This is a genomic window from Frigoribacterium sp. AC512, assembly GCF_979258295.1.
This window is the reverse complement of sequence record NZ_OZ409850.1, coordinates 1,078,877-1,092,538: the sequence shown is the minus strand read 5'-3', so window position 1 is coordinate 1,092,538 and position 13,662 is coordinate 1,078,877. Positions and strand designations below refer to the sequence as shown.

At 73.1% G+C, this 13,662-nt stretch carries 7 protein-coding genes; all 7 read right to left on the bottom strand.

Translation table 11 applies throughout. The annotated features are described in order from the left end of the window. Positions 1 to 4 precede the first annotated feature (4 nt). The 7 genes from ACZZ97_RS04955 to ACZZ97_RS04925 all read right to left on the bottom strand — a co-directional run bounded on the left by ACZZ97_RS04955 (position 5) and on the right by ACZZ97_RS04925 (position 13,627). Entirely contained in the window at positions 5 to 2,368 is a 2,364-nt protein-coding gene (locus ACZZ97_RS04955) for a transglutaminase domain-containing protein (RefSeq protein WP_463472444.1), read from the bottom strand. Further along, positions 2,365 to 3,816, bottom strand: a complete 1,452-nt coding sequence (locus ACZZ97_RS04950) for a DUF58 domain-containing protein (protein WP_463472443.1) — start codon at positions 3,814 to 3,816, stop codon at positions 2,365 to 2,367. The genes ACZZ97_RS04955 and ACZZ97_RS04950 overlap by 4 nt, the downstream gene beginning before the upstream one ends. Then, complete coding sequence (locus tag ACZZ97_RS04945) at positions 3,813 to 4,784, bottom strand: AAA family ATPase (RefSeq protein ID WP_463472442.1); 972 nt, start codon at positions 4,782 to 4,784, stop codon at positions 3,813 to 3,815. Before ACZZ97_RS04945 ends, ACZZ97_RS04950 begins: the two co-directional genes overlap by 4 nt. A gap of 49 nt (positions 4,785 to 4,833) precedes the next feature. Next, positions 4,834 to 10,608, bottom strand: coding sequence for an Ig-like domain-containing protein (locus tag ACZZ97_RS04940; protein WP_463472441.1), 5,775 nt, complete (start codon positions 10,606 to 10,608; stop codon positions 4,834 to 4,836). Between the two features lie 38 nt (positions 10,609 to 10,646). Next, positions 10,647 to 12,077 (bottom strand): serine/threonine-protein kinase, encoded by a 1,431-nt coding sequence (locus ACZZ97_RS04935; protein WP_314101293.1) that lies wholly within the window; start codon positions 12,075 to 12,077, stop codon positions 10,647 to 10,649. A 183-nt stretch (positions 12,078 to 12,260) separates the two neighbouring features. Further along, the gene (locus tag ACZZ97_RS04930) at positions 12,261 to 13,055 is read right to left on the bottom strand and encodes a PP2C family protein-serine/threonine phosphatase (protein ID WP_314101290.1); all 795 of its coding nucleotides are present in this window, start codon (positions 13,053 to 13,055) and stop codon (positions 12,261 to 12,263) included. Continuing rightward, positions 13,052 to 13,627: an FHA domain-containing protein gene (locus tag ACZZ97_RS04925; RefSeq protein WP_463472440.1), complete on the bottom strand. Its 576-nt coding sequence runs from the start codon at positions 13,625 to 13,627 to the stop codon at positions 13,052 to 13,054. The genes ACZZ97_RS04930 and ACZZ97_RS04925 overlap by 4 nt, the downstream gene beginning before the upstream one ends. Between the last annotated feature and the right edge of the window lie 35 nt (positions 13,628 to 13,662).

Below are 13,662 nucleotides of genomic sequence, written 5' to 3'. Positions count from 1 at the left end.
ACCTCTAACGCTCGGGACGTGTCCCGCCATGGTATCCACGGAGCGAGCGGAGCGAGACCGCCGCCTTGGCGCGCTGCCACCGCGTCAGGTCGGCGTCGAGCGACCGGCGCATCTCGGCCACGGCCGCCCAGACGCGGTCGGCGTCCTCGGCCGGCGGCGGCGTCGGGGCGAAGACGGCCCGGTCCGCGACGCGAGCCAGCACGGCCGGCCTGGCCCCGCCGACCGCCTGGGCGACCTCGCTCCGCGTCCCCGACCGAGGGGTCTCGATGCCGTGGTCGACGACGGCGTCCTCGAACTCGCGCCACCCGCCCGTGATCCGCCTCACGGTGTCGGGAGCACGACGTCGGGCACGGCGACGGCGCAGCTTCACCGCCACGACGGCGAGGAACGGCGCCGCGACCACCCCGATGACGAGCGCCGTCCAGCCGATCACCCGGACGACGACGAGCAGCACCGCCAGCCAGGCCGGCACCGTGTCGGGGTCCTCCTGCTCGGACTGCGGCGGCGTCTGGTCGTCGCGCACCTGAGGCTCCTGAGGCGGCGGCTGGACGACCGACTCGGGGCGCGAGACCTCGCTCGGGTCCTGCACGACGTCCTCGGGGATGGGGCGCTCGGCCGGGACGGGATCGAGCGCGACCCAGCCCGCCTGGGCCGTGTCCACCTCGATCCACGCGGTGACGTCTCCCCCGAGCACCGGCACCGGGCCCGTCGCGTCGGCGAGCTCGTCGGCGTCCGGCACGAAGCCCATGACCACCCGCGAGGGGAAGCCGAGCTCGTCGGCCATCAGGGCCGCGGCCGTCGCGTACTGCTCGGCGTCGCCGACCATGACCGGGTCCGTGAAGAGCTGGGCGATGCGCGCCGACCCGTGCCCCGACAGGCTGATCGGCTCGTCGGCCCCGACGCCGTGGCTGATGTAGCCCTCCTCGGCGAGGAGGTCGAGCACGGCCTGCAGGCGGGCGCCCGGCCCCTGCACGCCCTCCACCGCCTCCTGCACGGCGTCGGTCAGCTCGTCGGGGACGGCACGGGGCGACGGGACCCGGGCCGAGCCGGGCGTGAGGCCCTCCAGCTCGCCCTCGGCGGGCTGGTCGGGCAGCACCGCCTCCAGCCGGTAGCGGTCGCCCTCCTCGAGCCCGCCCACGACGGCGGCGGTCCCGCTCGTGTCGTTGTAGAAGAAGGCGTCCCGCCGGTCGGTCGCCGTCGCGCCGCCGAAGTCGATCGACTCGAACGCGCCGACCGTCGGCAGCCAGACCCCGCTGTACCGGTCGACGGTGACGGCCAGGGTGGTCTGTCGGCCGGACACCCCCGACTGGTCGAACACCGAGGGGACCCGGTCGAAGGAACCGGACTCGCTCGTCACCTCGTCGCTGCCGACCGTGTACGCGACGCCGTCGTACGTGTCGAGCGTCGCGAGGCGCAGCAGCTGGCCCGGCGCGAGCCCCTCGACCTCGAAGAGCGTCTCGTCGACCGTCGGGTCCTGCTCGTAGACGCGGAACCTCGTCAGCGGGCTGACCACGTCGCGGGGGTCGAACGGCTGCACGACGACGGTCCGCGCGACGGTGCGCTCCGCGGTGGGAGGGACGACGGCCACCGCGCCCGCGGCGGCGGCGCCGGCGACGACGAGGGTGACGACCGTCCCGGCGACGGCCCTCCCGGCGACGGAGCCGTGTCCGTGCGACCGTGCGCCCGCGGCGCCTCCCTCGAGGGCCTCGACGGCGAGCCGGCGACGACGGAGGCGCCACCAGACCACCCAGGCCACCGAGACGACGAGCACCGTGAGTCCCGAGACCACCGGGAAGAAGGCCTCTGCGGGGCCGAGGACGATGCCGGCCAGCCAGACGACGACGGGGCCGAGGGCCGCCAGCTCCGCCCGGCGCGACCGCAGGGCCGTCGTCAGCCCCACGACGGACGCCAGCAGCAAGAGGACGAACACGGGCACGAGCAGGGACTCGTAGCTGCCGACCGGCAGGGTGATCGTGACGAGCTGCTTCCAGGCGAGCGCGGTGCCCGTGACGAGCTGGCCGAGGCCGCCGAGCGTCGGCACCACGCCCCACAGGGCCTGCGACGGGACGGCGAGCGGCACGCCGAGCAGCAGGTACGCCGCGACCGTGAGCACCAGCACGCCGAAGCTCGAGAGCCGCAGCACGGCCCCGGCGACGGCGACCACGCCGCCGACCGCCACCGTGACCAGCGCCAGCACGACGAACTCGGCGCTCTGGTAGGCGGGCCAGAAGACCGCCGCGGCCGCCAGCAGGGCCACGAGGTGCAGCCCGATCGCGAGCAGGACGAAGGAGGCGCGCAGCCGAGGACGGCGGACGCGCGTCCGGAGATCGCCCGGCCGGGACGCGGCGGGAGCCTGCGCGCCGGTCATGTGGCGGCCGCCCGGGCGAGCGACTTCTGCAGGTCCTCGAGGTAGCCGATGGTGAGGACCGTCAGGTCGCTGATCCGTGTCATCCCGGGCACGGCCTCGGGATCGCAGACGATGGCGACCGCCTCGACGCCGACCGGGAAGTGCAGGCCGGCCGAGCGCAGCTGGGTGAGGGTGGCGGTGCTGCCGACGACGAGGAACGCGACGGAGACGCCGGCGACGCGGTCGCCGGCCACACGGGCGACGTCGACGATGCCGAGGGCCGACTCCGCGTGCTCCACGACCGCGAGGTCGTCGAGGAGGCGCGTGCGGGTCAGCGTGCTCAGCGACCGGATCTCGAGGGTCTTGCGCTTGGCGAACTCGGGCGTGCGCTCGCTGACGACGACGCTCACCTCGCGGGCGTCGCGCACGGCCCGCGCCCCGAGCGAGCCCGCGACGCTCACGGCCAGCTCGAACTCGTCGTCGGAGGCGAAGTCGGCGGTGGCCAGGCTGAGCGCGATGACGATGTGGCTGCGCCGGCTCTCCTCGAACTGTCGGACCATGTAGGTGCCGGTCTTCGCCGTCGACTTCCAGTGGATGTTGCGCCGCTCGTCGCCCGGCTGGTACTCGCGGAGCGCGTGGAACGAGATGTCGCTCGGCGAGAGGTCGCGGGTCGGGTTGCCCTCGAGGTCGCGGATGAGGCCCGTGCTCGTGCTCGGGATGCCGATGGTGCGGGGATGGACGAACATCTCCGTGACGCCCGTCCACTCGAGCTCGCGCCGGACCAGCCCCACGGCGTCGCCGCGGACGGTGCGGACCGGGCCCACCCGGACGACGCCGCGCCGCTGGGTGGGGACCGAGAACGTCTCGGTGACGCTGTCGCCCCCACGGAGGCCGGGCAGGCTGATCTCGGCGAGACCCGCCCCGACCGGGATCTCGACGGAGACGCCGAGGATGCGGCGACGGGTCGGGTTCTCGACGACGACGCTGCCCGAGGCGGGCTCCCCCACCGTGACGCGCTCGTGCGGGATGTCGAGCGCCACGCGGAACGCGTTGCGGCCGATCAGGCTCAGGCCGGCGACGACGAGCACGACGACCGCGGCCCAGGCGACCACGACGAGCTCGAGCCAGCCGAGCAGGTAGCCGACGACGAAGCCGACGGGCACCACGACGAGCACGGCCCAGCCGACGGGCGTCACGACGCCCGAGACCGCCCGGAACGCCCGGGTCAGCCACGCCCGGGCAGAGCGGAGGAGGCGCACGGCGAGGACGAGCGCGTCGGCCACGGGTCCGGAACGATCGCCCACGATGCGGGTGCGCGCGTTCGTGAGCCCCTGGGTCCCCGTCGCGAAACCGCCGTCGAAGCTCGTCCGCGACTGCGTGCGGCCGCCGCGGGTGTGCGTCCGGCCGCGGGACGCGTCGCGGTCCCGACGGACGCGGCTGTCGGTGCTGCTTGGTCCGGCGTCGCTCACACGGCGATCCGCTCGGAGGGCGGCGGCGTCTCGATCAGCAGTTGGCTGACGATGCTCGACGGCGTGACGCCGTCGAACTCCGCCTCGGGGTCGAGCACCAGCCGGTGGGCGAGCACGGGCTCGGCGAGGGCCTTGACGTCGTCCGGCACGACGTAGTGGCGCCCCTGGGAGGCGGCGTAGGTCTTGGCGGTGCGGACGAGGGCGAGGGCGCCTCGCACGCTGACGCCGAGCCGCACCTCCTCGGCGGTCCGGGTCGCCTCGACGAGGCGGGCGACGTAGTCGCTGATGGTCGACTCGACGTGCACGGTCCGGGCGAGCTGCGCCATCTCGGTGACGACCCCGGCCTGGACGATGGGGCTGAGGCTGCCCTCGTGGACCCGTGTTGCGGAGCCATCGAGGATCCGGACGGTCGCCGCGTGGTCGGGGTACCCGATCGACGTCTTCATGATGAACCGGTCGAGCTGGGCCTCGGGCAGCCGGTACGTGCCGGCCTGCTCGACGGGGTTCTGGGTGGCGATCACCATGAAGGGGCTGCCGACGTCGTGGCTGACGCCGTCGACCGTGACCCGGCTCTCCTCCATGACCTCGAGCAGGGCCGACTGGGTCTTCGGGCTGGCCCGGTTGATCTCGTCGGCGAGGACGATGTTGGAGAAGATCGGGCCCCGGTGGAACTCGAACTCCCCCGCCTTCTGGTCGTAGATGCTCACGCCGGTGATGTCGCCGGGCAGCAGGTCGGGCGTGAACTGGACGCGGTTGCTCGTGCCCTGCACGCTCTGGGCGATGGCGCGGGCGAGCGACGTCTTGCCCGTGCCGGGGAAGTCCTCGAGCAGGAGGTGCCCCTCGCTGAGCAGCGCCGTGAACGACAGCCGCACGACGAACGTCTTGCCCAGGAGGACCTGGTCGACGTTCGCGACGAGGCGCCCGAAGATCTCGGAGAACCAGGTCGCCTGCTCGGGGGTCATGCTCATGCGGTGTTCGTCTCTCTCGTGGTGGTGGTCGACGTCGTGCGGACGTGCGTCAGAGGGCAGCGTCGCACTGGAGTCCCTCGACTTCTAGCAGGCCCCCGGCCGGTCGCCACGAACCATCCGCGTGCTGCCCGGCCTGGCCTCGCACCTGGACGTAGGCGCTGCCCGGAGGCACGACGAGCGAATCCGTGAACGTGACGGAGCTCGGCGGTCCCCACTGACCTAGGAGCGAGGCCTTGAATCTGATGTCCACCGAGTCGATGGCAGCGCCTCCGGCAGCGGCACTGAGAGTCAGCTTCTGCCCGACCTGACAGGACGTCACGTCGACCCGGGTGTTCTCGGGCGTGACGCTGACGGAGGGAGAGGCTTCGCCACACTCGAGGCGAGACGTCCCGGCGCAAGCCCTGACCCGGATGTCCATGCTCACGCCGTCAGGTCGCGCGACCTCGATGAAGTCCCCGTCGGATACTTCGCGCCAGTTGTCGCTGCCGTTGACGTCGTACTGGTAGGTCGAGACGGTTCCGCTGGCACGCAGAGCCTTCGCCTGCACCTTGTACTGGCTGTCGCCCTGGTAGGCCTCGACCGTCACTGACGCCGAGGCCGCACCCGGCGGCGTGACGCTCTCGGCGGTCGTCGTCGCGGAGGAACAGTCGACGCCGTTGGAGGCGACGACCGTGTACGTGTAGCTGCCTGCCGGAACAGAGTCGACGACGCTGGTCCCCGAGACGCCGTCGAGGCGCTCGCCCGCAGCTCGGCACCCGGTGGCCCCTGTCGCGCCTTGCTGGCGATAGACGGTGAAGCTGAGCGACGTGGCTCCCGCCGCGTCGGGCGCCGTCCACGAGACCGAGACCTGGTTCTTCGACGCCTGCGCGGTCGCGGCGAACGGTCCGGGCGTCCCGACAGCCACGGCCGCGACGGCGCCGCTGCGGGCCCAGTCGGCGTCGCTCGAGACCTGTGCCCGGTTCTTGGCATAGACGCTGATCGAGTAGCTGCTGCCTGCGACGAGGTCTGGGACGGACGCCGTGAGGCCAGACACCGTCTGCTGAGCGACGCCGTTCACCTCGACGACATATCCCCCGGCGGGGAGGACGGACGTCCCCCTCGCGGGCTTGGGGACGGCGTTCCACGAGACGTCGAGCACACGCGGGGACGATGCCGTCACCGTGACGCCGGTCGGCGCCGCCGGCACGAAGTCGGCGCTGTACGAGGGGCTGGCCGCGCTGGGAGCCGAGTCGCCGAGGCCGTTCGTGGCGACGACCGTGAAGCGGAACGTCTGCTCGGGGTCGAGGTCGGTCAGCGTGCAGACCGTGGTGAGTCCGCAGTCCTTCGAGTACGAGCCGCCCGCGCTGCCGGTGCCCGTCAGGCGGAAGCGCGTCAGGGGCGAGTTGTTCGCCTGGGGCGCGGCGTAGCTCAGGGTCAGCTGCCCGCCGGTGAAGACGCCCGTTCGGACCGGTGCCGCCGCAGCGTCCGGGACGTCCTGCACGGAGATGGTCACGTTGCCCCACACGTACCGGTCGGGGTCGCCCGTCACGTCGGCCACGCGGTACTGGAGGTTGGTGTCGCCAGGCTGGGCGGACTGCCCGACCGAGACGGCGAGCGTGCGGTTGTCGGCGCTCGGCGTGACGCTGACGCCCGCCGGCAGCCCGCCTCCGCCGAGCCCGCGGATGTCGACGACGCGCAGCGGCTGGCCCGGGAACGGGTTCGTCGCCTGGTCGTTCGCGAGCACGTCGATCGAGGCGGAGGTGCCGCGACGCACCGCCTGCGTGTCGGCCGCGGGCTGTGCCAGGGGCCTGCTCGAGCCGACGACGGCCAGTCGGATGGCCCCGGCCTGGCCGGTCGTGACCGCGTCCGCCACCGACACCGGCAGCGCCCGCGTGGTGCCCTTGGGCGTGCCCGAGTCGGCCGTGATCGTGATGTCGCGGCCCGAGACGCTGACCGCGAAGCCGGGCACCGCCTGGGCGTCGGCGCTCCAGCGGAGCTCCGAGAGGTCGTCCGGGTACGGGTACGAGGTGAGGCGCTGCAGGTCGAGGGTCCGCGACTGCCCCGGCTCGAGGTCGATCGAGGTGCCGGTGAAGGTCGGCGGCTGGTTCTCGCGCGGGGTGACCGTGATGGGCAGGACCAACGTCGCCGTGCGTCCGGACGGGTCGTCGGCGGAGGAGCCGTCGGTCACCTCGAACGAGACGGACGCCGTCCCGAAGTAGAGGTCCTCGGACGTGTAGGCCAGGGTGGTCGGGCCGACGACGAGGTCGGAGCCGTCGGCGTGCGTCGCCCTGACCGACCCCTCGCCGGTCAGGCGGATGCTCTTGCCGCCCGCGGCGATGACGTACCGGGTGAGGTCGATCGTCAGCCGGTCGCCGCTGACGACGGTGAGGGGACGCCCGGTCTTGTCCAGCTGCGGGAGCGCGTCGTCGAAGCCGGGGACGCGGACGAACGCGTAGGTGCGGACGGCAGGGTCGTCCGGGTGCGACACCGAGAACGGGATGATCTGGCTGGAGTCGGTGATCGTGACCCGCACGCGGCGGTCCGGCGTGATCTGCGAGGTCGTGTCGTAGCCGGGCTCGAGGTCGAGGCCGAGCGCGGAGACCGGGCCGTCGGCGAAGAAGACGTTGGCCAGGACGTTGACGTCGACCGACTGCCGCCCCGCGATGTCGCTGAGGTCGAGCACCGTGTCGTCGACGACGGGGTGGTTCAGGGGCGCGTCGGCGTCGACGTTCACCGTCACGAAGCTCGAGCTCGAGCCGCCCTGCTCGTTCTCGACCGTGTAGACGAGCCCGTACTGCCCCTCGGCGGCAGGGGGCCGCACCGCGATCATCGTCCCGTCGACGACCTCCGCCGTCGTGCCCGCGTCGTTGGCCTCGACGCCGGTCACGGACAGCGCTCCGCCGTCGGGGTCCGAGTCGTTGTCGAGCACGCGGACGGTGATCGTGCCGCCCGGCCGCATCGTCACGTCGTCGGCCACGGCGATCGGGTTGCGGGAGCCGTCGGCCCGTGCCGAGATGCCGATCCGCACCTTGCCGCTGGCCCGGGCGCCGAGGCCGTCGACGACCGTGTAGGTGAAGGTGTCCGTCCCCGCGCTCGTCCCGTTGGCCTGGTACTCGATCGAGTCCGTCCCGACGCTGGTCACGCTGCCCTTCTCCGGGTTCGTCCCGACGCCGAGCAGCGCGACGCTGTCCCCGTCGGGGTCGACGCCGTCGAGGGGCACGGTCACGCGGACGGACTCGCCCGCCACGACCCGGGCCGTCACCGTCTGGGGCACGGGCGGGTTGTTCGTCGCCACGTCGGCCTCGCGCACAGCGATGGTGACCTGGGCGGTGTCCCGTTGACCGTCACGCCCCTCCACCGCGTAGACGGCGGTGACGTTGCCGGGCGTCGTCGGGGCGAGGTACCGGAGGATCGAGCCGGACGCGAAGAGCAGCCCGCCGTCCGTCGGGACGTCCTGCACGAGGTCGGGCACGAGGGTGATCTCGTCGCCGTCGGGCTGTTCGTCGTTGGCCAGCACGTCGATGTCGATCGCGTCGCCGACGCGCACGGTGACCTGGTCGTCCGTCGCGACGGGCGGCTGCGTCTGGGAACGCCGCGGCGTCTCGATGACGGTGACCACGCCCTCGGCCGAGGCCAGGCCGTTCGTGACGGTGTAGGTGAAGGTGACCGGTCCCTCGTCGAGGGGCGCGGCCAGGGTCAGGCGCAGGTACCGCTGGTCGAGCGTCTCGACGCGGACTCCCGACGCCAGCGGGACCTCGGACGTGGACGTCACCATCAGCACGTTGCCGGCGGGGTCGTGGTCCGTGGCCACCACGTCGAGGGTCTGCGTGCTGAGGGTCTCGACGAAGACCGTCTTCGGCGTCGTGATCGGCGGGCTCGACGGATCGGGCGGCGACTGGACGTCGACCCTGATGGTGCCGGTCGCGGTCTGGTCGCCGTCGGTGACGGAGTACTCCAGGTTGTGGGTACGCACCTCGTCGCTGACGAACCGGAACGTGCCTGCCTCGTAGCTCGGCGTGACGGTCGACCCGTTCTTGGCCGGGACGCTGTTCAGCCGGATCGAGCCTGAGCCCCCGCTCGCGTACGGGAGGGGCCGCACCGTGAGCTGCTGGCCCGCGTAGGCCTGCACGGAGAAGGACTCGGCGGTGAGCGGCGACGACCCCGCGACGCGGATCGTCATGCTCCCCCGGCCCTCGACCTGGCCGTCCGAGACGACGAGGCCGACGTCCAGGGTCGTGGCGCCGGCACCCGCGTCCTGGTAGACGACGTCGCCCGACGGCTTGTACGAGACGCCCTCGCCGCCGACGGCGCTGGTCAGGTAGAACGCGTCACCGTCGGGATCGACCCAGTCGCCGAGCACGGAGGTCGTCACGCGCCCCGACGACGACACGTCGGCCGAGGTGCGCCGCACCTGTGCCGGCGGGCTGTTCTCGCCGGCAGCGCGCACGGTGACGGTCACCGCCGCCGTCGCGGTCCCCCCGCGCCCGTCGCTGATCGTGTACTCGAAGCTGAACGCCCCGGTCGCCTCGTCCGTGAGGGTGAGCAGCACCTGCTGGCGGTCGTTCACGACGTCGAGGCGCCCGATCGCCGGGTCGAGGTCCGACACCTGGTCGACGACGAGGGGGTCGCCGTTCGGGTCGTAGTCGTTCAACAGGACCGAGAGGGTGCTGGCCCGGCCCGGGCGAGCACCGAGGTCGTCGTCGATCGCCACCGGGGGCTTCTGGTCGGGGTCCAGCTCGGGCGGCTCGTCGGTGGTGTCGTTCTCCTCTTCTTGCTGCTCGTCGTCGCGGTCGAGGAGCTCGTCCCAGTTGTCGATCAGCTGGCCGCGGCTCTGCACGGCCCAGCTGCTGCCTCCGACCGGGTCGCTGAGAACGGCGCGGCGCCCGTTGACGTCGAAGACCAGGGCGGCCGCCCCCGGGACGCCGTCGAGCTGCATCACGCCGCCCCGAGCCCGCGAGCAGTCGCTCCACGCGGTGCCGCCGGACCACGCCGCGTACGTGCACGTCCCGACGACCGCCGGCCGTGCGGGCAGCCCCGCCTGGTCCGTGACGACCTCGCTCGGCTCGCCCCCGCCGAAGGGCACCCGCAGGAGCGACGTGCTCGTCGCCACCAGGACGCCGTCGCCCTCGTCGGAGGCCTGCTGGAGCGCGAGCCCGCCCGCGGCGGAGCCCGAGAGGTCGACCTCGTCGCCGTCCACCACGAGACGCCCGGTCTCGACGTCGAGCACGGCCCAGTGCGAGCCGACGCTGGTGACCTGGTGCTCGCCCGAGCCCGTCAGGGAGGTCGAGCGGGTCGAGTCGACGTCGAAGGCGTCGCCCGCGTCGACGCGCGACACGTCGCCGCTGGCGGCCGAGAAGACGGTGACCGTGCCGTCCGGGGCGACGCTCGTGACGGCGTCCTCGCCGAGGCTGAGGTCGGCGTCCTCCTCCGCGCTGAACGTCGCCAGGTCGGAGACGGGCAGGCTCCACAGCTCGCCCGTGCCGCCCGACACGACCACGGCCCGGTCACCGGACAGGAGGACGTCGGGCGAGTCGGGCGGCAGGGGCACGCTGTCGCCGATCGTGGAGGTCGCCGGGTCGACGATGCCGACGGTGGCGCTGCTCCGGTCGACCATGAGGACGGCGTCGGACGACTGCGCGACGGACAGGTCGCCTCCGGTGCTCCTGACCGCCGCGTTCAGCTCGGCGACGTCGGTGTTCGCCCGGCCCAGTGCCGTGCGCGAGCCGTTGGCGACCCAGACGGTGCCGTCGTCGAGATCGAGGCGCTGGGCCTCGTAGCCCGTGCTGGCCACGGCGACGGTGACGACGAGCGCCGTGATCGCGACCACGCTCACGCCGGTCGCCACGGCGGACCGTCGTGACCGGGCCCAGGCTCCGAGGCGCGTCACTCGCCGCCCCCGGCGACGGCACACTGCTCGCCGCTCGGCTCGCCGCTCTGGCCGGCCCGGTTGACGCTCACCGTGATGCAGAGCTGTTCACCCGTGTCGGAGGCGCTGGCCACGAAGCGGTTGGACGTCTGCTGGCTCGTGTCCGAGCCCGTCGAGATGATGTAGGCGTCGCCCGAGCGGAGGCCCGGGTCGCTCCAGGTGAAGACGACGGACGAGCCCTCGGCCGTGGCAGAGATCTCGGTGACGCGCGGGATCTCGGTAGACGTGGCCCGCACGAGGACGAGCGTGGCCGTCGCGCCCAGGCCGATCGCGACGACGGCCGCGGCGACGAGCGACCACACGAGCACGAGGGCACGACGGCTGCGGGGTGCCGGTCGAGTGCCCGTGCTGCGCGGCACCGCCCTGCTGTGCCCGAGTCCCGAGCCGTGGACGGCCGCCGCCTGCGCCTCCGTCACCCGACGGCGTCGGCGACGACGTCGGGTCGACTGCACCGGGGCGGCACCGCGGAGGCGCGTCCTGTCCTCGAGGTCGGCCACCGTCGCGAGGGCCCAGTCGTCGACCGCGACCTCGATCGGGGTCTGCCCCACGCCGAGCTCGGACTCGACCTGCTGCAGCTCGCGCAGCAGCTCGAGGACGCTGGCCTGCCGCTGCTCCGGTCGCCTCGACATCGCCCGGGCGAGGATGCGCTCGAGGCTCGCGGGGACGTCGGTGCGGCCGGTCGGGGCCAGCTTCGCCTTGTCGATCCGGCCGATCAGGTCGGAGGCGCCGTTCTTGTCGCTGCCCAGGATCTCGAAGGGGCTGCGGCCGGCGAGCAGCGAGTACACGGTCGCGCCCAGCGACCAGACCTCGGACTCGATCGTGCCGTTCGTCTCGTCGAGGAGCACCTCGGGCGCCGACCAGGGGATCGACATGCCCACCGCCTCCTGCGGCTCGCTCTCGCTCAGCGAGGCGGCGATGCCGAAGTCGGACAGGACGGGGTGGCCGTAGGCGGTCATGAGGATGTTCGAGGGCTTGACGTCGCGGTGCAGCACGCCCTGCCGGTGAGCCGTCTCGACGGCGCTGCCGATCTTGACGCCGATCCGCAGCACGTCGGCGACCGGGATGCGGTCTCGGCGGTAGCGCTCGCTGAGCGACGACGAGCAGAGCTCCATGACGAGGTACGGGCGGCCGTCGGCCGACACGCTCGCCTGGTACACGGTGAGGATCGACGGGTGCGCGCTCAGCTGGGCCATGAGGTTGGCCTCGGCCTGGAACATCTGGCGGACCTGGTCGTTGACGACCTCGGTCAGCATCACCTTGACGGCTACCTGGCGCCTCGGCATGTTCTGCTCGTAGAGGAAGACGTCGGCGAAGCCGCCGGAGCCGAGGACGTGGACGTGCGAGAAACCGGGCAGCACCGGCGGCGGGGACGGCAGTCGTCGTGCCACGTCACCCTCCTCGGCTGTCTCCGGCGTGCGCCCGCGCAGGACGCGCCGACTCGCTGTCGGCCCTCGCCATTGTAGGTCGGGCCCTCGGGGGCCGTGCCCCGTCCGGCTCGGACGGGGGACGACCGACGGGCCCCCACTTCGGGGGAGGAAGAACGCCTCGACGCCTGTGGACGACGGCCGCGGCTAGGCCTCGGGCAGCTCGGTCGCTGTACCCCGGACGTCGACCACGACGGCCGTGACGTTGTCGCGGCCGCCGGCCTCGACGGCCGCACGGACGAGCGCCGACGCCGCGGCGTGCGACTCCGGCTGCTCGGCGAGCACACGCTCGATGTCGGAGCCGGACAGCTCCTTGGTCAGCCCGTCCGAGCAGACGAGGAGGCGGAGGCCGGCACGGGCGGGGATGCGCCAGTAGTCGGGACGCTGGTCGACGTCGAAGCCGACGGCCCTCGTGATGACGTTGCTGTCCGGGTGGGACTCGGCGTCCTCCGCGCGGAGGAGGCCCGCGTCGACCATCTCCTGGACGACGGAGTGGTCGACGGTGATCTGCTGCAGGGCGCCGTCGGCCACGAGGTACACCCGCGAGTCCCCCACGTTGAAGACCGTGAACTCGGCCTCGCCGTCCTCGCCGGAGAGGAACACGCCGGTGGCGGTCGTGCCGACCCCGAGCTCGGTCTCGGCCGCGGCCACGGCGATGTCCGCCGTCGCACGCCGCAGCGCCTCCTCGAGCTCGTCCGTGGTCAGGCTGTCCCGGACCGCCGCCTCCGCGATGCGCCGCACCACCGCGTCGCTCGCGACGTCGCCGGCGCTGTGCCCGCCCATGCCGTCCGCGACGACGAAGACCGGCGCCTCGGCGACGTAGCTGTCCTCGTTGTGCGCGCGACGGAGGCCGACGTCGGTCACGCCCGCCCAGTCGATCGAGAGGCCGGTCGCGGAGGCGGCGAGGGGGTGGGCGGTCGTGGGGCGGCCGAGCTCTGTCACGGGCGAGGTCCTTCGTGGGCTGAGGGTCGGGGAGGCGGGAGGATCTCGAGGAGGTTGCCGTCGCCGACGTCCACTATGGTCCCTGCCAGCGCCACGGACGACTCGCCCTGCCGGAGAGTCACGGGAAGGCGTCCGGGCATCGTCACGACCGTGCCGTTCGTCGAGCGCAGGTCGGTGACGACGACGGTCGCGCCCACCTGCTCGACGCGGACGTGGCTGCCCGAGACCTCGCCGGTCGGCGAGGGCACGACGACGAGGACGATCGGGAGACCGGTCGGGACACGCGGGGCGGCCGGTCGTCGGCCGACGACGACGGGGCCCTCGAGTCGATGGGTCTCCCCGCCCACGCGGAGCGCGTGCACCCGACGGGAGGCCTGCACGGACGGGGCAGACGGCGGGGCCGGGGGAACGGGCGACGCCGTGCGGCGCTCGTCGTGGGCCGTGGCGCGGGGACGCACGACCGTGTCGTCATCCGGGACCGTCGACGCCGAGGCCCGACGGACGACGAGCACGGTGTCGTCGAGCAGGGCGTCGTCGAGTTCCCCGCCGTCGTGCTGGTCGGGTCGCGTCACGGTGTCCTCACGAGGGGGTGGTCGAGGAGGCGCGT